This is a genomic window from Pseudomonas sp. PS01303, from assembly GCF_029959385.1.
GTDB lineage: Bacteria > Pseudomonadota > Gammaproteobacteria > Pseudomonadales > Pseudomonadaceae > Aquipseudomonas > Aquipseudomonas rustica.
Genome location: NZ_JASCPK010000053.1, coordinates 15568 through 34790 on the forward strand (window position 1 = coordinate 15568; position 19223 = coordinate 34790).

Annotated in this window: 19 protein-coding genes; 9 read left to right on the forward strand and 10 right to left on the reverse strand. The window is 58.5% G+C overall.

The features are described 5' to 3' along the window. Positions 1–114: 114 nt before the first annotated feature. Positions 115–1506, reverse strand: coding sequence for an aldehyde dehydrogenase family protein (locus QMX93_RS16055; protein ID WP_282357000.1), 1392 nt, complete (start codon positions 1504–1506; stop codon positions 115–117). Positions 1507–1609: 103 nt separating this feature from the next. Between QMX93_RS16055 and QMX93_RS16060 the strand changes: the two genes are divergently transcribed. The 4 genes from QMX93_RS16060 (at position 1610) to QMX93_RS16075 (ending at position 4112) form a co-directional block, all read left to right on the forward strand. Beyond that, complete coding sequence (locus tag QMX93_RS16060; protein ID WP_212544736.1) at positions 1610–2488, forward strand: LysR family transcriptional regulator; 879 nt, start codon at positions 1610–1612, stop codon at positions 2486–2488. Between the two features lie 82 nt (positions 2489–2570). Beyond that, a complete protein-coding gene (locus QMX93_RS16065) occupies positions 2571–3233 on the forward strand; it encodes a M24 family metallopeptidase (protein ID WP_282357001.1) in 663 nt (220 codons plus the stop codon). Between the two features lie 9 nt (positions 3234–3242). Then, on the forward strand, positions 3243–3587 hold the full coding sequence (locus QMX93_RS16070; RefSeq protein WP_282357002.1) for a gamma-glutamylcyclotransferase family protein: 345 nt from the start codon (positions 3243–3245) through the stop codon (positions 3585–3587). Positions 3588–3683: 96 nt separating this feature from the next. Beyond that, on the forward strand, positions 3684–4112 hold the full coding sequence (locus QMX93_RS16075) for a TOBE domain-containing protein (protein ID WP_158957911.1): 429 nt from the start codon (positions 3684–3686) through the stop codon (positions 4110–4112). Positions 4113–4167: 55 nt separating this feature from the next. Here QMX93_RS16075 and QMX93_RS16080 read toward each other — a convergent pair whose 3' ends face one another. Then, positions 4168–4791: a glutathione S-transferase gene (locus tag QMX93_RS16080; protein ID WP_282357005.1), complete on the reverse strand. Its 624-nt coding sequence runs from the start codon at positions 4789–4791 to the stop codon at positions 4168–4170. Between the two features lie 103 nt (positions 4792–4894). Next, positions 4895–6310 (reverse strand): cytosine permease, encoded by a 1416-nt coding sequence (locus tag QMX93_RS16085; RefSeq protein ID WP_282357007.1) that lies wholly within the window; start codon positions 6308–6310, stop codon positions 4895–4897. A gap of 384 nt (positions 6311–6694) precedes the next feature. Between QMX93_RS16085 and QMX93_RS16090 the strand changes: the two genes are divergently transcribed. After that, the gene (locus tag QMX93_RS16090; RefSeq protein WP_053121255.1) at positions 6695–7606 is read left to right on the forward strand and encodes a LysR family transcriptional regulator; all 912 of its coding nucleotides are present in this window, start codon (positions 6695–6697) and stop codon (positions 7604–7606) included. An 18-nt stretch (positions 7607–7624) separates the two neighbouring features. Here QMX93_RS16090 and argE read toward each other — a convergent pair whose 3' ends face one another. The 5 genes from argE to QMX93_RS16115 form a co-directional block, all read right to left on the reverse strand. Further along, a complete protein-coding gene (gene argE, locus QMX93_RS16095; protein WP_282357008.1) occupies positions 7625–8773 on the reverse strand; it encodes an acetylornithine deacetylase in 1149 nt (382 codons plus the stop codon). After that, a complete protein-coding gene (locus tag QMX93_RS16100; protein WP_053121251.1) occupies positions 8770–9447 on the reverse strand; it encodes a DUF1028 domain-containing protein in 678 nt (225 codons plus the stop codon). Before QMX93_RS16100 ends, argE begins: the two co-directional genes overlap by 4 nt. Positions 9448–9573: 126 nt before the next feature. Further along, positions 9574–9990 carry a RidA family protein gene (locus QMX93_RS16105; protein ID WP_201226757.1) on the reverse strand — a complete coding sequence of 139 codons (417 nt, stop codon included), beginning with the start codon at positions 9988–9990 and terminating at the stop codon, positions 9574–9576. Between the two features lie 58 nt (positions 9991–10048). Then, positions 10049–11368 (reverse strand): NAD(P)/FAD-dependent oxidoreductase, encoded by a 1320-nt coding sequence (locus QMX93_RS16110; RefSeq protein ID WP_282357010.1) that lies wholly within the window; start codon positions 11366–11368, stop codon positions 10049–10051. 366 nt (positions 11369–11734) lie between these two features. Continuing rightward, positions 11735–12553 (reverse strand): alpha/beta hydrolase, encoded by an 819-nt coding sequence (locus QMX93_RS16115; RefSeq protein ID WP_212544574.1) that lies wholly within the window; start codon positions 12551–12553, stop codon positions 11735–11737. A 208-nt stretch (positions 12554–12761) separates the two neighbouring features. On the opposite strand from QMX93_RS16115, the gene QMX93_RS16120 reads away from it, so the two are divergent. Beyond that, on the forward strand, positions 12762–13283 hold the full coding sequence (locus QMX93_RS16120) for a hypothetical protein (RefSeq protein WP_282357011.1): 522 nt from the start codon (positions 12762–12764) through the stop codon (positions 13281–13283). Between the two features lie 99 nt (positions 13284–13382). Beyond that, a complete protein-coding gene (locus QMX93_RS16125) occupies positions 13383–13769 on the forward strand; it encodes a hypothetical protein (protein ID WP_282357012.1) in 387 nt (128 codons plus the stop codon). A gap of 552 nt (positions 13770–14321) precedes the next feature. Here QMX93_RS16125 and QMX93_RS16130 read toward each other — a convergent pair. Together QMX93_RS16130 and QMX93_RS16135 are read right to left on the reverse strand one after the other, a co-directional pair. Beyond that, positions 14322–15365, reverse strand: a complete 1044-nt coding sequence (locus QMX93_RS16130; protein ID WP_282357013.1) for an LLM class flavin-dependent oxidoreductase — start codon at positions 15363–15365, stop codon at positions 14322–14324. 160 nt (positions 15366–15525) lie between these two features. After that, positions 15526–16011: a flavin reductase family protein gene (locus QMX93_RS16135; RefSeq protein ID WP_282357014.1), complete on the reverse strand. Its 486-nt coding sequence runs from the start codon at positions 16009–16011 to the stop codon at positions 15526–15528. Positions 16012–16335: 324 nt separating this feature from the next. Between QMX93_RS16135 and QMX93_RS16140 the strand changes: the two genes are divergently transcribed. Further along, positions 16336–17742: a cytosine permease gene (locus QMX93_RS16140; RefSeq protein ID WP_282357016.1), complete on the forward strand. Its 1407-nt coding sequence runs from the start codon at positions 16336–16338 to the stop codon at positions 17740–17742. 251 nt (positions 17743–17993) lie between these two features. Further along, a complete protein-coding gene (locus QMX93_RS16145) occupies positions 17994–19094 on the forward strand; it encodes a polyamine ABC transporter substrate-binding protein (protein ID WP_282357017.1) in 1101 nt (366 codons plus the stop codon). Positions 19095–19223 lie beyond the last annotated feature (129 nt).

Genomic DNA, 19223 nt, shown 5'->3' on the forward strand with positions numbered 1-19223 from the left:
ACTGTAGGAGCAGAGCTTGCTCGCGAAAGCGGTGTGCCAGTCAATAAATGTGCTGACAGATACACCGTCTTCGCGAGCAAGCTCGGCTCCTACAAGGGCATCGTGGTGCCGGGGTTATTTACGATCCAGCCACACGGTTTGCGCGTTGCAGAATTCGCGGACGCCGAAGTGCGACAGCTCGCGGCCGAAACCGCTTTTCTTCACGCCGCCGAAGGTCACGCGCGGGTCGCTGGCGGAGTAGCCATTGATGAACACGCCGCCGGTTTCCAGTTCGCTGGTCAGTTGCTGGGCCAGTTGCACGTTGGCGGTGTAGATCGTCGCGGTCAGGCCGAATTCGCTGTCGTTGGCCAATGCCACGGCATGCGCGCAATCGCGGGCGGTGATGATCGACGCGACCGGGCCGAACAGTTCCTGTTTGAACGAGGTCATGCGGTCGGTGACATCAGCCAGCACGGTGGGCTCGTAGTAGTTGCCGGCACCTTCAGATTTGCCGCCGCCGAGCAGCAGCGTCGCGCCTTCTTCCAGGGTGTCGCGCACTTGCTGATCGAGCTCATCGCGCAGGTCGAAACGCGCCATCGGGCCGATGTAAGTGTCGGCAGCCAATGGATCACCCACTTTCAGTTTGCGGGTGGCTTCGACGAATTTGCGGGTGAATTCTTCCACCACGCCTTCTTCGATGATCAGACGTTTGGCGGCGGCGCAGACCTGGCCGGAATTCTGGTAGCGGCCAATAACGGCGGCTTGCACGGCCTCGTCGATATCAGCATCGTTCAGCACGATAAACGGATCGGAACCACCCAATTCCAGCACGCATTTCTTCAGCGCAGCACCGGCCTGAGCGCCGATGGCCATGCCGGCACGCACGCTACCGGTCAGGGTCACCGCAGCAACTCGCGGGTCGGCAATCGCAGTGGAAACGCCTTCCGGAGTGACGTTGATCACTTCAAACACGCCGTCAGCGAAGCCTGCGCGAGTGAACGCATCACGCAGCAGATAAGCGCTGCCCATTACGTTCGGTGCATGCTTGAGCACGTAGGTGTTGCCGGCAATCAGTGCTGGTACAGCGCCGCGCAGCACTTGCCAGATCGGGAAGTTCCACGGCATCACCGCGAGAATCGGGCCGAGCGGACGGTATTCAATGCGCGCCTTGCCACCTTCAACCTGAGTCGGTTCAGCGTCGAGCATGGCCGGGCCGTGTTCGGCGTACCACTCGCAGAGCTTGGCGCATTTCTCGATTTCGCCACGGGCCTGAGCGATCGGTTTGCCCATTTCCTGGGTGATCATGGTCGCCATCGCCTCAGCGGTTTCACGCAGCGCGCCGGCGAGGGCGGTCAGCAAACGCGAGCGATCCTGCAGCGGCTTGCGCTTCCACTTGCCGAAGCCATAAGCGGCGCGGGTCAGTGCGGCATCGAGAGCGGCGGCCGATTCAAAGGCGTAGTGGCCAATCTGTTCGCCGCTGGCTGGGTTGATCGAGATGGCGTGGGTCTGGCTGGAAATCTGGCTCATGGTCGTGTCCTGCATGTTCGTCGGATGAGCCTAGAGTAGGGTGGTGTTTGTTTTCTGGAAACTGAATAATAAAGATCGTTTCTTTCACGATTGGAGAATGACTTTGGATCTGGTGCAGCTGGAAATCTTCAAAGCCGTTGCCGAGCACGGCAGCATCAGCGCCGCCGCCACGCAGATCCATCGCGTGCCGTCGAACCTGACCACGCGCATCAAGCAGCTTGAGCAGGATTTGGGTGTCGATCTGTTTATTCGCGAGAAAAGCCGTTTGCGCCTGTCGCCGGCCGGATGGAGTTTTCTCGAATACGCGCGACGGATTCTCGATCTGGTGCAAGAGGCGCGCGCGACCGTGGCGGGCGAGGAGCCGCAAGGCGCATTTCCACTGGGATCGCTGGAAAGCACCGCGGCAGTGCGCATTCCCGAGCTGCTCGCGGCGTATAACCAATTACACCCGAAAGTCGATCTCGACCTGTCCACCGGGCCCTCGGGAACAATGATCGACGGCGTGCTTTCCGGGCGCCTCGCCGCGGCGTTTGTCGACGGCCCGGTGCTGCATCCGACGCTGGAAGGCGTGCCGGCCTTCGAGGAAGAAATGGTCATCATCGCGCCGCTCAATCACGCGCCCGTCCAGCGGGCGGCGGATGTGAATGGCGAGAATATTTACGCCTTCCGCTCCAACTGCTCATATCGTCATCACTTTGAAAAGTGGTTCAGCACCGACGCCGCTGTGCCCGGAAAAATCTTCGAAATGGAGTCCTATCACGGCATGCTCGCCTGCGTCAGCGCCGGTGCCGGTCTGGCGCTGATGCCACGCAAGATGTTGCAGAGCATGCCTGGCAGCGCGACCGTCAGCGTCTGGCCGCTGGCAAAGGATTTTCGCTATCTGACTACGTGGCTGGTGTGGCGCCGGGGCACGGTGTCGCGCAGCTTGAGCATGTTTGTGCGGCTGCTTGAAGAACGCGGGGTGGTGCGCGCAGAAGAGTAATTGACACCTTGTGTCATGGCTGTATCTTTATCGGCGTTTCGCAATATAAAAAACTATACAGCGCCGCCATGAGGACAAGGAAATGACCACAGCATTAAGCGGTAAAGAAGCGGTCGGCGAACGTTTTGTGCTGGAAACGATGCGCCACGCCCAACAACTCACCTGGAAAGCCGTCGACGCCATTGCCGAGGTGATCAAACCCGGCATGCTTGAATTCGAAGCGACGGCGCGAGGCAAGGAAATCCTCGCCGAATTGGGCATGGACCGGATCTGGCATCCGCTGCTGATTCGCTTCGGTGCCAACACGCTGAAGACCTTCAAACAGCGCTCCGACGGCGATCCGGTGCTCGGTGAGGACGACATTTTCTTCATCGACATGGGCGTGGTCTGGCAAGGCCACGAAGGCGATGCGGGTGCGACCTACACCACCGGTTCCGACTCGCAAATGATTGCCTGCGCGGCGGCTGCCAAGGAATTGTTCGACCGGGTCGAAGCGTTCTGGCGCAAGGGTGTTTCCGGCGTTGAGCTTTACCGCTATGCGACTGAACAGGCAGAAGCGATGGGTTGGGTACTGAACCTGAACATTAAAGGGCACCGGGTCAGCGATTTCCCGCATGCGATTCACCGTGGCGGCGATCTGGGCGATTTCGAGCAGGCGCCGAACGCCGGCGTTTGGATTCTGGAAATCCAGATCGCCCATCCGACGCGGCCGTTCGGCGCTTTTTACGAAGACTTGCTCATTTAGGAAAGCCTCATGACTACACCTGATGTTTTGCTTTTTTCCTACGGCACTTTGCAGGATCGCGCCGTGCAACTCTCCAACTTCGGCCGCGAGCTGCAAGGGCGCCCGGACAGTCTGCCGGGCTATAAGCAGGAAATGGTCGAGATCACCGATCCTGCGGTGCTCGCCACCAGCGGCAAGACCCACCATCCGATCGTGCAGGAAAGTAGCAATGCGGCCGATGAGATTGCCGGCACGGTTTTCCAGATCACCGCGCAGGAGCTGGCGGCAGCTGATGAATACGAAGTGGCGGACTACAAACGCGTCAGCGTGCTGCTAAAGTCTGGAGTCGATGCATGGGTTTACGTGCAGGCGTGACAACAGAGCGCAGCGCTGTAGTTGTTTTTATATAGCGCCAGCTTCGATGATGCATGCCGTTTCCTAACTCCAAAGTCAAAAAACAGGACGTCAATCATGAAAGTCAGCGCACGCAACGTATTCAAAGGCAAAGTCAGCAATGTTCAGGCCGGCGCCGTCAACGCCGAAGTGGTTCTGACCCTGGCTGGCGGTGAGCAGTTGGTTGCCGTCGTGACCATGGAAAGCATCAAGAACCTTGGCATCGCCGTCGGCAAGGAAGCCGTTGCGCTGATCAAGGCGCCGTGGGTGATGCTGATGACTGAATCCAGCGACATTCGCCTGTCGGCGCGCAATTGCCTGGAAGGCAAAGTGCTGAGCGTGACGGACGGTGCGGTCAACGCTGAGGTGGTGATCGAGTTGGCTGGCGGTTCAAAGGTCTACTCGATCGTGACCCGCGATGCCGTTGCCGAACTGGGCCTGGCCAAAGGCGTCAGCGCGACGGCAGTGATCAAGGCTTCGCACATCATTCTGGGTGTTCCGGCCTGATAGTTTTTTCAGGCAAATAAAAAACCGCTGATTCCGGGATCAGCGGTTTTTTGCGTTATGGCGTGCCGTTTCGGCCGTACAGGCGATAGCCCTCGCGTTGGTTCAGGCGGTCGTAATAGGCGCTGACGGCGGGCAAGTGCGGATGCTTGAGCGGTGTTTCGAACCAGCGGTTAACCGAGAGTCCGATCGGGATGTCCGCCAGTGAAAACTCGTTGCCGCTGACGTAAGCGCCGGTCAATTCCAGCTGTCGATCGAGAATCTCCATGTTCTTCGACCATTGCTCGATCCCGACCGCCAGCGCAGCGCCGTCCTGATATTCAGACGACTTGCGCACCAGCGACATCAGCGGATACGACCACGAGCGATTCAGTTCCGAAGCCTGCCAGTCAATCCACTGATCGACCCGCGCCCGGGCCAACGGCTCAGTCGGATAAAGCTGCGCGCCGCCATAGCGCGAGGCTAGATAGCGAATGATCGTATTCGATTCCCACAACGTGAAATCGCCGTCCTGAATCACCGGCACCATGGCGCATGGATTCATCGCGAGAAACTCCGGTGTATTCGTTGGCTGAAACCCCGAGCCCCAGTCTTCACGCTCTAAAGGAATACGCAATTCAGCACACGTCCACAGCACTTTGCGCACGTTGATCGATGAGGCCTTACCGAGTATTCGCAGCATTGGATGTCCTTTTCCTCGAAGTGGTCGGAGGTAGAGAAATACCACACCGAAAAGAAGAAGGCCCGCATTCTGGCGGGCCTTCCTGTTTCACCGGATCAATTTTTCACAGACTGCTCGCCAACTTCCCGCCCATCATCCGTCGACGATAGGACGTATCCCGATTCGCCAGCCAGAAGTACAGCGGCGAGGTCACCAGCAAGCCCACCAGCCACGACAGATCTGCGCCGTTGATGTGTGCCGACACCGGGCCGACGTACAGCGGCGTGTTCATGAACGGGATCTGCACGGCGATGCCGATCGCGTAGGCCAGCAAGGCCTGCGGGTTGTAGCGGCCGTAGATGCCGCCATCGACCTGGAAGATCGACTGGATGTCGTATTGGCCTTTGTGGATCGCGTAGAAGTCGATCAGGTTGATCGCCGTCCACGGCACAAGCACCACCAGCAGCACCAGAACCATGTCGACGAAGTGACCGATAAAGTCTTTAGAGGCGCCGACAGCGGCGAAGCAGCAGGCCAGCAACACGATGATCGAGATCACCGCGCGGCTCTTGGCGGTCGGGATCCAGCGGTAGGCGAAGGTCTGCACCAGGGTGATCAGCGACAGCACCGCGCCGTAGAGGTTGAGGGCGTTGTGGCTGATCACGCTGAGCAGAAACAGCACCAGCATCAGCGGGCCGATGGAACCGGTGGCCATTTTCACCGCGTCCATGGTGTCCATGCCAACCGGTGTGGCGAGCACGGCAACGGCACCGAAAATGAACGCCAGACTCGAACCGAGCGCCGAACCCAGGTACGTCGTCCAGAACGTCGACGAGACTTTGACGTCGGCCGGCAGGTAACGCGAATAGTCGGACACGTACGGTGCGAACGCGATTTGCCACAACGCGGCCAGCGACACGGTGGCCAGCCAGCCGGACAGGTTGAAGCTGCCACGGGTGAGGAAGTCATCGGTCTGAATATGGGTGAAGATGTAGCCGAAACCGACGACGATGCCGATCCCCAGTACCCAGGTGCCGATGCGGTTAAGCACATGGATAAAGCGGTAGCCGATGATGCCGATGATCCCCGAACCCACGGCGCCGATAACAATGCCGACTGGCACCGGAACGCTGTCGACCACGCCGTGCAACGACTTGCCGGCCAGGACGATATTGGAGGCGAAGAAACCGATGTACATGACGCCGGCAATCAACACCACCAGCAGCGCACCGAGGGAGCCGAACTGCGCGCGGCTCTGGATCATCTGCGGAATGCCCATCTGCGGGCCTTGCGCCGAGTGCAGCGCCATCAGCACGCCGCCGACCAGATGGCCGACGAGAATCGCGACGATGCCCCAGACCAGATTCAAGTGAAACAACTGCACGCCCAGCGCACCGGTGACGATGGGCAACGGCGCGATGTTGCCGCCGAACCAGAGCGTGAACAGATCCCTGACCTTTCCGTGGCGATCTTCGGGGGGCACGTATCCTATCGTGTGTTTTTCAATCAGCGGAGCGGAGGATGCTGCGGGGGTAGCCATGACGAACTCCAAGGCAAGGATGAGTACGTGGACGTACTTCGGCAAGCGCCGGCACGGGCGGCGCAATTCTTGTTGAAGCGATCATGGGTAAAGCGTCGGGATAGATAAATTAGTAAGTTTGTTGCTACAGACGTTAAAAAAAATATGCTCAGGGGGAGGCGGTGCTCCGGTATGTTCACCTCCAGTAGTCAGTGACCCTTTGTGATGATGGGATTTACCTGCAAGCAGAGATTTATCTGCAATGAGGTTCCTGTGGTGAGGGGGTTTATCCCCGATGGGCTGCGCAGCGGCCCCTCTTTTGACTTTAAAAACAGGGGCCGCTTCGCGCCCCATCGGGGATAAATCCCCTCGCCACAGCGATCCTTTGATTTTCTGGAGATTCCCATGGCCGCCTACAACCTGCGCCAGCTCAAATACTTCGTCACCACCGCCGATTGCGGCAGCGTCGCCGAAGCCTCGCGCAAGCTCTACATCGCGCAGCCATCGGTCTCCACCGCGATCAAGCATCTGGAAGAAAGCTTCGGTGTGCAGCTGTTCATCCGCCACCACGCCCAAGGCGTCTCGCTGACGCCGAGCGGTTCGCGCTTTTATCGCAAGGCGCTGGAGCTGTTGCGCGTTGCTCACGAGTTCGAACAAAACGCCCTGGCCGACAACGACGTGGTCTCCGGACAGATCGATATCGGCTGTTTCGAAACCGTCGCGCCGCTGTACCTGCCGCGTCTGATCGCCGGTTTCAAGGCGCGCTGGCCCGGCGTGGAAATCCGCATCCGCGACGGTGAGCAACAAGAGCTGGTGCAAGCCCTCACCGCTGGCAGCATCGACGTGGCGATGATGTTCGAGCACGACCTCGACAGCACCATCGAAACCACGCCGCTGATGCCGCCGCAGCAGCCTTATGCGCTGCTCCCGGCCAACCATCGCTTCGCGCAGCAGGCCAAGGTTTCTTTGCACGATCTGGTGCTGGAGCCGATGATCCTGCTTGACGTGGTGCCGAGCCGCACCTACTTCGTGAGCATCTTCGAAGAGCGCGGACTGACGCCGAACATCGTCTTCAGCTCACCGTCGATCGAGATGGTGCGCGGCATGGTCGGCAATGGTTTCGGCTTTTCGATTCTGGTGACTAAACCGTTCAGCGATTACACCTACGACGGCCAGCAAGTCGTGTGTGTGCCGTTGGCGGAAACGGTGACCGGTTCGGGATTGTCGGCGGCATGGTTGCGCCGGGTACAACTGACCAAACCGGTGCAGTTGTTCGTCGACCATTGCCGTGAGGAATTGGCCCGACTGTACGCGTGAGTGCAGTCGAGCCGGATATCAATCGCGGATAAACGCCAGCATCCGCTGGAGCATGTCATCGCAAGCCTGCAACTGATCGAGGCTGACAAACTCATCCGGTTTGTGGCCCTGATCCATGCTGCCGGGACCGCAGACTACAGTTGGAATCCCCACCGCATCAAACAGTCCGCCTTCAGTGCCAAACGCGACCGTGCCGAATTCCGTTGAGCCGCAGAACGCCGCAATCAACTCGGCAGCCTGGCTCTGCGCATCGGTGACCAGCCCCGGATACGCCGACAACTCATTGAAACGAATTTCACTTTGCTCGCTGACCGCACGCATGCGTGGCAGCACTTCGCGTTCGGCATAGCTTTTCAGCGCCTCGGCGACCAGCGCCGGATCCTGCGAGGGCAGGGCGCGGATTTCGAAATCGAAACGGCAATCGGCGGGCACGATGTTCAGCGCTTTACCACCGCTGATGACGCCGGTTTGCACGGTGCTGTAGGGCGGATCAAAACGCTTGTCGTGATGCTCCGGTGCTTTCAGTTGCTGACCGAGGCGCCCCAGTTCGCCGATCAGTTCGGCGGCGTACTCGATGGCGTTAACCCCGAGTGGCGCGTAGGCCGAATGGCACGGATGGCCGTGCACATCGCAGCGCATTGCCAGTTTGCCTTTGTGGCCGAGCACCGGTTTCAGTTCAGTCGGTTCGCCGATGATGCACAGCAGTGGTTTGATTGGGCGCTGCTGCAAAACCTTGAGCAAAGAGCGCACGCCGAGGCAGCCGACTTCTTCGTCATACGACAACGCGATGTGCACCGGGACGCGCAACGAAGCCTGCACCAGCGCCGGCACCAAGGCGAGCACGCAGGCGATGTAGCCCTTCATGTCCGCCGTGCCTCGGCCAAACAGCTTGCCATCTCGCTCCGTCAGTTCGAACGGTGGCAGCGTCCACGGCTGGCCGTCGACCGGCACTACATCGGTGTGCCCGGACAGCACGATGCCCGGTTGATCCACCGGGCCGATCGTGGCGAACAGGTTGGCTTTGCTGCGCTCATCGTTGTAGATCAACGCGCAGGGCACGTCGAAACCTTCAAGGTAATCGCGGACGAATTCGATCAGTTGCAAGTTGGATTCACGGCTTGTGGTGTCGAAACCCACCAGCGCTCTGAGCAACTCGACGCTGTTCATCGATCATCACCGGCGACGCCGTAACCCGGGGCCTTGGCCGGGTCGAGGGCACGGTCGATGTAGTCCTGCAACTGTGGTTGGTAGGCATCCCAAAGTTTTTGCAACTGACCGATCGGGTTTTCATCGGCCCAGTCGACGCGCAGATTGACGATCGGCCAGGTCTGTTCACCGACCACGACGACGGCGGCCGAATGCACCGGGCCGGCTTCGCCACCGAGGGCTTGCGCGGCGTGCAGGGCTTTGAGCAGGCGGTCGGCGAGTTGGCCTTCGCCGTCTTCGAAAGCGCTGACCATCGCTTCGATGACTGAGCGCCCGGCGAGCATGTTGCCGGCAGCGACGCACTGTTCGCCGGAGACCGCGTTGTGCACGCCGAGGGTCTGCGAACCGCTGAAGTGCGCGGTCTGGCCGAGGTGGTTGATCGCGGTGATCTGGCGGTACTGGCTGTAGCCGTTGCGCGTGAGGACTTTGTCCAGTGCTTCGTCCGGCGACAGGCCTTGCTCCATCAGCGCGAGCACTTCCGGGCCGAGCGAGGGCAAGGTGATGTTCTGGCTCGACACCGCGCCAACGCCCGGCAGCAACCATGGGCAGCGCGCGCCGACGGCGATGCTGGAGGAACTGATGGCGACACCGAACTGGCCGGTTTCGGCGCAGCGGGCTGCGATTGAAAAGGTCATGGTTTTAATCCTTTTGAGGAAATGGTTGTCCTTTAGGGCCTCTTCGCGAGCAAGCTCTGCTCCTACAAAGATCTGCCTCTGTAGGAGCAAGGCTTGCCCGCGAAGGCCATAACTCGGTGTTATGCCTTACTCAGGAATCACCGCAATCACATCAATCTCCATCAGCCACTGCGGCTGCCCCAGTGCCGACACCACCAGCCCGGTCGAGATCGGGAACACGCCCTTGAGCCACTTGCCCACTTCGCCATACACCGCTTCGCGATAACGCGGGTCGATCAGGTAGGTGGTGGTTTTGACGATGTGGCTCATGTCGCTGCCAGCTTCTTCCAGCAACTGCTTTACGTTGCGCATCGCTTGTTCCGCCTGCGCACGCGGGTCGCCGAGACCGACCAGATTGCCGTCGAAATCAGTACCGACCTGACCACGGACATACACCGTGTTACCGGCGCGAACGGCCTGGCACAGGTCGTTGTCCAGCGTCTGGTTCGGGTAGGTGTCTTTGGTGTTGAACATACGGATGCGAGTGTGGGTTGGTGTGCTCATTTACAGCTCCAGAATCAGGGTTGCCCGGCGCAATCGGCGCCGGATCGAAAGAGAAAAATCAGGCGTCGACGGTGTCGGCGATTTTGCTGTATGTCGGCGAGTGCAGTTCGGCTTCACGCTGCTCGGCGTCGCGATAGTCCAGATATTTGCGCTGGGTCGCGATGTGATCGGCGACGTGTTTGGCGTCGTGCCAAACACCCCAGATGAACGACGAACCGCGACGCGACTGCCACGGCAAACCGAGGAAATAAACCCCCGGTTCGCTCGACACACCGCGCTGATGCACAGGCTTGCCTTTGTCATCGAACGCCGCGACTTGCAGCCAGGAATAATCCACGGCAAAACCTGTCGCCCAGATGATCGAGGTGATGCCAGCCTTGGCCAGATCCAGATCGGCCAGCGGGTTTTTCACGCACTCAGGCTCTGGAAACGTTTCGCGAGCCTCCGGTTCTTCCGGCAGATCGAGGCCGTTACGCTCGATGTAGGCGTCGGCAGCGTCCAGCAGCGCCAGGTAGTTTTCGTCACCGCGATTGAGGTTGCCGACCAGATCCTGTTTGAAGGTCACCACACCGTTGTTGAACGACTCGGTCACCCCGACCAGGGTCATGCCGCGATGGGCCAGACCACGGAAATCGATGGTGCGCCCGCCGTGCGCGCCGCTTACCGCGATGGTCACGTGCTCGCGGCCAGGTTTCATCGCCGCTTGATCCCACTCGCCGAGCACGCCCAGCCACCAGCAGAAATCACGATTACGGTAAGCGCGAGGCGGGCGGTCGTGGGCGCCGACAGACAGGTAAACCTGCTTGCCGGAGCGTTGCAGTTCATCGGCAATCTGCACGCCCGACGAGCCTGCGCCGACCACCAGCACTGCGCCCTGAGGCAGTTGCTGCGGGTTGCGATAGTCAGCGGAGTGGATTTGCAGCAGGCGTTCGTCTTGCGGGGCGATCGCGGGAATCACCGGTTTCTGGAACGGGCCGGTGGCGGCGACCACGCGGCTGGCTTCGATCACACCTTCGGAGGTCTCGACGGTGAAACCGGGGCGACCGACATTGCGCACCACGCTTTTCACGTCGACGCCGGTACGAATCGGTGCGTTGAATTTCTTCGCATAGGCTTCGAAGTAATCGGCCACGCGTTCTTTCGGGGCGAAACCGTCGGGATCGACGTCATCGAATTCCAGACCCGGGAAGCGGTCGTGCCACGCCGGGCCATTGGCGACCAGCGAATCCCAACGCCCGGTGCGCCAGCGCTCGGCAATGCGGTTGCGCTCCAGCACCAGGTGCGGCACACCGAGTTTGCTCAGGTGCTCGCTCATGGCGACGCCTGCCTGGCCGGCACCCACGATCAGCGTGTCTGTTTTTATTATTTCAGTGGTCATCTCTACATCCTTCCTAGCAAGGCAGTTGGATTCGGGCGCTGTTGGCTTGTCCGTTTGGCTTGAGGTCAGACTAGGGAGAGGGGGGATATCGGTAAAATATTATTAAGCTGGGATGTGAAGATAAAATTCTGATGCAGGGGGGTGAAGACCTTTGAATACGGGGGTTCTAGCAGTGGACGGACCTGCAACTACACACAAAAATCTTCAACCAGAGTGCAATCCTTGTGGTGAGGGGATTTATCCCCGTTGGGTCGCGAAGCGGCCCTTCTTTTGATTTCAAAAAAAGGGACTGCTGCGCAGTCCAACGGGGCGGTGCGACGTTTCGCTGAATCCCCTCGCCACAGGGTAATGGGAATCTTAGAGGGGTTATCGGTTGAGGAACGCCAGCAGGTCTTCATTCAATGCTTGCGCATGGGTCACCGCAAAACCATGCGGTGCACCGGCATACACCTTCAACTCAGCACCCTTGATCTGCGCAGCAGCCTGCTTACCCGTGGTTTCAAACGGCACAATCTGATCGCCGTCGCCATGAATCACCAGCGTCGGCACATCGATCTTGGCCATGTCCGGACGGAAGTCGGTTTCCGAGAACGCAGTAACGCAATCCACCGTGCCCTTGAGCGACGCCAGCAGAGCCACATTCAGGGTTTGTGTGAGCACGCCGTCAGAGACTTTCTGGCCCTGATTGGTGCCATAGAACGGCGCGGCAAAATCGGCGATGAACTGCGCACGATCCTTCAACAGGCCAGCCTTGATGCCGTCGAATACCGACGTGTCGACGCCTTCCGGGAAGTCCGCTTTCTTGCCGAACAACGGCGTCACCGCACCCAGCAACACCAGCCCGGCAACGCGCTCGCTGCCATGACGGGCGATGTAGCGGCTGACGTCGCCACCGCCCATGGAGAAGCCCACCAGCGTCACGTCACGCAGATCCAGATGGTTGATCAATTGCGCGATGTCATCGGCGAAAGTGTCGTAGTCGTAACCTGTCCACGGCTGATCGGAGCGGCCGAAACCCCGGCGATCGAACGCGATGGTGCGGTAGCCACGGCTACTCAGGTATTCCATCTGGTATTCCCACATGTCGGCATCCAGCGGCCAGCCATGGCTGAACAGCACGGGTTTGCCGCTGCCCCAGTCCTTGAAATAGATCTCGGTGCCGTCTTGCGTGGTGAATGTGCTCATGCAAACTCCTTGCGTCAGCGATGGTTTGGAAAGCCGAAATGGCAGCCTTCACTATCGGCGCAAAGTGTTGCTGCTACTTGTATGCAGGTGCTGGGTTGAAGGGTCGTCAAAGCCTGGCAGAGTTGTATGATGCAACCTTGAACCTGACGCTGGAGAACCTGGTCCGCTGTTGAACAGCCATCTGGATAGGGCGGTCTGAGCGCGGCCAGTGAAACGCATTGCAGAGGCTTTGATCTTGAGTGAGTTGAGTTATCCACGTCTGAAGGTATTTCTGGCGTTCCTTTTCTGCCCGCTGGTTCCGGGTTTCATCGCAGGGATAATCAAGACGATTGCGACCCTCGCCCATGTGGCCATGAACCCCCGATTGATCGGTGAGGTCGCTGGCGCGCAGTTGCTGCTGATGCCATTTCTCGCGCCGCTGCTGGCTCAAGCAATCTTTCTGCTGCCGTTTCTGATTTTTTCAGCGGTGATTGCACTCATGAAAATCAACCGCACGCAACGAAACTGCACAGTCATCGCTTTGTCGGGCGCTTGTCTGGCCACTTTATGGGTTGTGCCTTTTATATATGCGGTGCTTCATGATGCTAAAGGGGCGGATATCGCGGAGGAACTTATCGGTTTGGCGACGCTGTTTGCAACAGCCATCGCGTCCTGCTGGTTAACAGCACGCTTGTTTCTACCCGACCCCGCAGACCTTGATATCCTCCCGGCATTGGAAGTTGAACGATGAATGCTCAGCAACGGCGCAGAACCCTGTTCTGTCCGGGCGTGCGGCCAGATTGTTAGCCGCGATGAGTTGACGCGAAACCAGAAGAGGAGATAGGAGTAAATGTCGTTATCCGCAATGATCATTTCCTCAAGAAAACTAACCGTAGAAGATTTCAGAGCGGCTGTTCTCGCCGCCGGTGGATTCGTTAACACTGGCGGGAAGCCTCGGGGGACAATCGGTGAAGGCGACTCGGATATATGGCTGTCATTGCTTCCGGAGGATTGGTTTTACGAGATGTACGACAGCGAAGATCGTCTGGAGTGGCAGAACGTATTGGGTGATCCTCCCCAATCGCTGATTGAGATAGACCTTGACCATACACAACACTCCAGATTGATGTACCGGGTGTTCTTTTTGGGCGTTGCGAAACTCTGGCCTTGTATTTTGTCCGACATCGACGATGCTCTGCTGTCCGGTGATCAGGTTGCTCAAAAATATGGGTGTTGAGTAGAGCGCGTTAGCCGATTCGCTTGAGAAGTTGAGGTGGCATCGCAGCGAGTGGCTGTGAAGCTGGCTCGCTTTCTCGTCAAGGGCTGTTTAGTTGTGATCCGCCGTGGGGGAGAGGAATGTCTGATGGCGTGCGAGGAGTGTGGCGCAGGATTGGTTGCTTTTAAGGCTGGCCGCACTCAGGGCTTACAGTGTGTTGAGTGTGGCGCATCGGTGGTTACCACCCATTTTTCGCCTATGGAAATGGATGAGACCCAATATGAGGTGCACTGTCGCGGGGACTATCGAGATCAGGTGCATGTCAGAGCGGTAGCTGCAGCGAGCGGTGGCAATTTTTTAGAGGCAAGAACTTTGCTACAGAAGGGTCTTCCTCTAGTGATGGTCGGTCGGGCTCAAGAGGTTTTAAAGGTTCGAAAGAGTCTTCTGGCTGTTGGAATGGCTTGCGAAATCCGCCCCGAATTTCCATGGCAATAAAGTTGTCAGGACTGTTAAAAAAAAACGCCCCGAATCAATCGGGGCGTTTTCATTGGCCAGGCCTGATCAGCAGATCACTCAGCGAAACGCCGGCACCACGTGCTTGATAAACAACTCCAGCGATTTCTTTTTCTCGGCATGCGGCAAGCTGTTGTCGCACCAGAAGCTGAACTCATCCACGCCCAGTTCCTGGTAGTACTTGATGCGCGGAATGATCTCTTCCGGCGTGCCGATCATTGCGGTTTTGTGCAAGCTTTCCAGTTCGAACTCAGGACGCCCGGCAAACTTCTCTTCCGGGCTTGGGTCGAGGAAGCCGTTGACCGGGGTTTGCTTGTTGCCGAACCACGCGTCGAAGGTGCGGTAGAAGCGCGAGATCGCTTTGGCGCCGACTTTCCAGCCGTCCGGATCGTCTGCGGTGTGCACGTGGGTATGACGCAGCACCATCAATTGTGGGCGCGGTACGTCGGGGTTGTTGTCCAGTGCGGTCTGGAATTTGTTCTTCAGGTCGAGAACTTCTTCGTCGCCTTTCATCAATGGCGTGACCATCACGTTGCAGCCGTTGGCCACCGCGAAGTTGTGCGAATCCGGATCGCGGGCGGCGATCCACATCGGCGGGTTCGGCTGCTGAATCGGCTTCGGCACGCTGGTCGAAGTGGGGAATTTCCAGATGTCGCCGTCGTGGGCGTAATCGCCTTTCCAAAGGGCGCGCACCACCGGAACCATTTCGCGCAGCGCCTGGCCGCCGCTTGAGGCAGGCATGCCGCCGGCCATGCGATCGAATTCAACTTGATAAGCGCCACGGGCCAGACCGACTTCCATGCGGCCATTGCTGATCACGTCGAGCAAGGCGCATTCACCGGCCACTCGCAGCGGGTGCCAGAACGGCGCGATGATGGTGCCGGCGCCGAGGTGGATGGTCGTGGTTTTTGCCGCGAGGTAGGCCAGCAGCGGCATCGGGCTTGGCGAGATGGTGTATTCCATCGCGTGGTGTTCGCCGATCCACACGGTGCTGAAACCGCCGGCCTCGGCCATCAGGGTGAGTTCGGTCAGGTCTTCGAACAGTTGGCGGTGGCTGACGCTTTCGTCCCAGCGCTCCATGTGTACGAACAGGGAAAATTTCATCACGCTTCCTCGGATCTTTTGTTGTTGAGGCAAAAACTTGTAAGCCTTCGCCTGCTTACGCTGAACTCTGTAGGAGCTGCCGAAGGCTGCGATCTTTTGATCTGGTGTTTAAAGAAAAATCAAAAGATCGCAGCCTGCGGCAGCTCCTACATTGATCTATTCAGGCCAGGACGGGCAGGGCGCCCATTTTGCCGTGGCAGTACACCAGCGGGCCGCTGTGCTGCTCGGGGACGATCAGGTTCTTCACGGCGCCGACCATGATGGCGTGGTCGCCGCCTTCGTATTCGCGCCACAGTTCACACTCGATGATAGCCGTCGCATTGGCCAGAATCGGGTTACCCAGTTCGCTCAGCGTCCACTCGATGCCGTGCGCCTTGTCCTTGCCTTTGCGGGCGAAAGCGTAGGCTTCGCTTTGCTGGCCGCCGGACAGAACATGAATCGCGAAGCGTTTGTTCTTGATCAGCACAGGGTAGGAGTCGGAGCTGTAGTTGGGGCAGAACAGCACCAGCGCAGGATCCATCGACAGTGAGCTGAAGGCGCTGGCGGTCAGGCCGACGATCTGCCCGTCATCATCCAGCGTGGTGATGACAGTGACGCCGGACGGAAACGAGCCCATGACTTGTTTGTAGATGGCTGCATCGATCATTGGACGATCCTCGGGTGTTGTGACGCGATTTTTATGTATTTGTTGGTCTGATGGTATACCAGTAATTTTACTTTGCAAGGGCTTTTAAGCTGAACCGATTAACGTGGCGCTTTCGTCGGAAACTCAACGTTTATTGGGCTTGCGGCTGGCCTGTGAGCCACGGTTTCAGGGAGGATGACGTATCAGTTAGCGCTGTGAACTACGGATCAGTCTTGTGAAAAGTTTGGAATACCATAATATGGTCTGCATCTGAGGGGCGGCCAGAGAGTCCCCCCGGTTTGGCTTCATACAAAGATAAGAACAGACAAACTCGAGTTCATTCCTATGCCCCAGATGTCCAGGCAAGATCCGTTGATCGAGAATCATACGGTCGACTACGTCCCACTCGCGGAACGCCACGGCAAGGCCCGCGACCTTTTTACCCTTTGGTTCAGCACCAACATTGCGCCACTGCCCATCGTTACCGGCGCCATGGTGGTTCAGGTGTTCCATCTCGATTTGCTCTGGGGGCTGCTGGCGATTGCGCTGGGGCACATGATTGGCGGCGTGGTGATTGCGCTGGCCTCGGCGCAAGGCCCGCGCATGGGCATTCCGCAGATGGTGCAGAGTCGCGGTCAGTTCGGGCGTTATGGCGCGCTGTTGATCGTGTTTTTTGCGGCGATCATTTACATCGGCTTCTTCATTTCCAACATCGTGCTGGCGGGTAAATCCATTGTCGGCCTTGCACCGTCGGTGCCGGTTCCGCTGAGCATTTTGATTGGTGCGCTGGCGGCCACGACCATTGGCGTGATCGGCTACAACTTCATTCACACGCTGAACCGCATCGGCACCTGGGTGATGGGCAGCGCGCTGCTCGCCGGCTTCATCTATATCTTCGCCCATGACTTGCCGGCGGATTTCCTCACGCGCGGCAGCTTCAACCTGTCCGGTTGGCTGGCGACGGTGTCGTTGGGGGTCATCTGGCAGATCAGCTTCTCGCCGTACGTGTCCGACTATTCGCGTTATTTGCCGGCGGATATCGGCATCGCCAAGCCATTTTGGGCGACGTATCTGGGCGCGACGCTGGGCACAATTCTGTCGTTCAGCTTCGGCGCAGTGGCGGTGTTGGCGACTCCGGAAGGCACCGAGGCGATGGCGGCGGTCAAGCAGTCGACGGGCTGGCTGGGGCCGATTTTGATGGTGCTGTTTTTGCTCAATATCATCAGCCATAACGCCCTGAATCTGTATGGCGCGGTGCTGTCGATCATCACCTCGATCCAGACCTTCGCCAGCCAATGGACGCCGAGCATCAAGGTGCGCGTGGTGCTATCGAGTGTCGTGTTGGCGGGTTGCTGCGTGGTGGCGCTGGGTGCCTCGGCGGATTTCATCTCCGAGTTTATCGGGCTGATTCTGGCGCTGTTGCTGGTGCTGGTGCCGTGGGCGGCGATCAACCTGATCGACTTCTACCTGATCAAACGCGGCAGCTACGACATCACCTCGATCTTCCGCGCTGACGGCGGGATTTACGGGCGCTTCAATCTGCACGCGATCGTCGCGTACTTCATCGGCATCATTGTGCAGCTGCCGTTCGCCAATACTTCGCTGTATGTCGGGCCGTACGCCAATCTGGTGGAGGGTGCGGATCTGTCGTGGCTGGTCGGGCTGGTGGTCACTGTGCCGCTGTATTACTGCCTGGCGACACGTGGTCAGGCGCAGCAGAGCCGGGTGGCAAAACTGAGCTATCGCTCCTAACCGATTTCTCTGGTGATGTCCCCTCACCACAATTGACTTGCGGGATGCTCACGCATCCCGGTGGTCATTCATATTGGCCACATCGATCCCCTTTTGGCCCATCCCCCACTGTGATCCGTCTACGCTGTCAGCAAGAATCAAAACCACAACGAAACGCTAGACCTTTTTTTACCCTCGGCTACCTTTAAAGCCGCTGCCGTGTACAGAACATAAAAACCATCGAACTCACGCCGCATTTTGGGGAAACAACCATGGTCACGATGAAACGCATTCTGGGTGCCGCCGTGTGTGGGCTGACGCTGCTGGCCTGCGCCGTCCAGGCCGAGCAACGCGAACTGCGGGTGTACAACTGGGCGGATTACATTCTGCCGTCCGTGCCCAAGGATTTCGCTGCAAAAAGCGGCATCAAAGTGATCTGGGACACCTTCGACACCAACGAATCCCTGGAAGCCAAACTGCTCACCGGCAACTCCGGTTACGACCTCGTCGTGCCGTCGAACCAGTTCCTCGAAACGCAGATCAAGGCCGGCGTGTTCCAGAAACTCGACAAGTCGAAATTGCCAAACTGGAGCCACCAGGATCCGGAACTGTTGAAGTTGCTGGGCAAGAACGACCCCGGCAACCAGTACGGCGTGCCTTACATGGTCGGCACCGTGCTGATCGGCTTCAACCCGGCCAAGGTCAAAGCTGCACTGGGCGACAACGCGCCGGTCGACAGTTGGGATCTGGTGTTCAAACCGGAGAACATGGAAAAACTCAAATCCTGCGGCGTAGCGATGCTCGATTCGCCGACGGAAATTCTGCCGCTGGCCCTGCATTATCTCGGCCTCGACCCGAACAGCCAAAACCCCGCCGACTATGAAAAAGCCAAAGAGCTGATGCTCAAGGTTCGTCCGTACGTCACCTACTTCAACTCGGCCAAGTACATGACTGACATCGCCAATGGCGACATCTGCGTGGCCATCGGTTATTCGGGTAGCTTCTACCAGTTTGGCAACCGCGCCAAAGAGGCAAAAAACGGTGTCGTGGTCGACTGGCGCTTGCCGAAGGAAGGCGCGCCGATCTGGTTCGACACTTTCGCGATTCCGAAAAGCGCGAAGAACGTCGAAGAGGCCCACGAATTCCTCAACAACTTGCTCGATCCGAAAGTGATCGCGCCGATCAGTGACTTCCTCGGGTACCCGAATGCGAACAAGGATTCGATCCCGCTGATCAACAAAGAGATCACCGACAACCCGAACCTGACACCGACCCCGGAGGCACTGAAAAACCTCTACGTCGTCCAGCCATTGCCGCAGAAACTCGAACGCGTGCGCACCCGCGTCTGGACCAGCATCAAGTCTGATAAATAGTCTCCGTCCAGACGAAATTCCCCTGTAGGAGCTGCCGCAGGCTGCGATCTTTTGATCTTGTTTTTAAAAATCAAAGTCAAAAGATAGCAGCCTGCGGCAGCTCCTATAGGGCTTCGGTTTGGTTTTGTT

Excerpts from the sequence above, each read along its gene's own strand:
- QMX93_RS16075 (WP_158957911.1), top strand. The coding sequence starts at position 3,684 with ATGAAAGTCAGCGCACGCAACGTATTCAAAGGCAAAGTCAGCAATGTT.
- QMX93_RS16130 (WP_282357013.1), bottom strand. The coding sequence starts at position 15,365 with ATGAAATTTTCCCTGTTCGTACACATGGAGCGCTGGGACGAAAGCGTC.
- QMX93_RS16070 (WP_282357002.1), top strand. The coding sequence starts at position 3,243 with ATGACTACACCTGATGTTTTGCTTTTTTCCTACGGCACTTTGCAGGAT.
- QMX93_RS16055 (WP_282357000.1), bottom strand. The coding sequence starts at position 1,506 with ATGAGCCAGATTTCCAGCCAGACCCACGCCATCTCGATCAACCCAGCC.
- QMX93_RS16125 (WP_282357012.1), top strand. The coding sequence starts at position 13,383 with ATGTCGTTATCCGCAATGATCATTTCCTCAAGAAAACTAACCGTAGAA.
- QMX93_RS16145 (WP_282357017.1), top strand. The coding sequence starts at position 17,994 with ATGGTCACGATGAAACGCATTCTGGGTGCCGCCGTGTGTGGGCTGACG.
- QMX93_RS16135 (WP_282357014.1), bottom strand. The coding sequence starts at position 16,011 with ATGATCGATGCAGCCATCTACAAACAAGTCATGGGCTCGTTTCCGTCC.
- QMX93_RS16110 (WP_282357010.1), bottom strand. The coding sequence starts at position 11,368 with ATGACCACTGAAATAATAAAAACAGACACGCTGATCGTGGGTGCCGGC.
- QMX93_RS16065 (WP_282357001.1), top strand. The coding sequence starts at position 2,571 with ATGACCACAGCATTAAGCGGTAAAGAAGCGGTCGGCGAACGTTTTGTG.
- argE (WP_282357008.1), bottom strand. The coding sequence starts at position 8,773 with ATGAACAGCGTCGAGTTGCTCAGAGCGCTGGTGGGTTTCGACACCACA.
- QMX93_RS16085 (WP_282357007.1), bottom strand. The coding sequence starts at position 6,310 with ATGGCTACCCCCGCAGCATCCTCCGCTCCGCTGATTGAAAAACACACG.
- QMX93_RS16080 (WP_282357005.1), bottom strand. The coding sequence starts at position 4,791 with ATGCTGCGAATACTCGGTAAGGCCTCATCGATCAACGTGCGCAAAGTG.
- QMX93_RS16090 (WP_053121255.1), top strand. The coding sequence starts at position 6,695 with ATGGCCGCCTACAACCTGCGCCAGCTCAAATACTTCGTCACCACCGCC.
- QMX93_RS16115 (WP_212544574.1), bottom strand. The coding sequence starts at position 12,553 with ATGAGCACATTCACCACGCAAGACGGCACCGAGATCTATTTCAAGGAC.
- QMX93_RS16140 (WP_282357016.1), top strand. The coding sequence starts at position 16,336 with ATGCCCCAGATGTCCAGGCAAGATCCGTTGATCGAGAATCATACGGTC.
- QMX93_RS16100 (WP_053121251.1), bottom strand. The coding sequence starts at position 9,447 with ATGACCTTTTCAATCGCAGCCCGCTGCGCCGAAACCGGCCAGTTCGGT.
- QMX93_RS16105 (WP_201226757.1), bottom strand. The coding sequence starts at position 9,990 with ATGAGCACACCAACCCACACTCGCATCCGTATGTTCAACACCAAAGAC.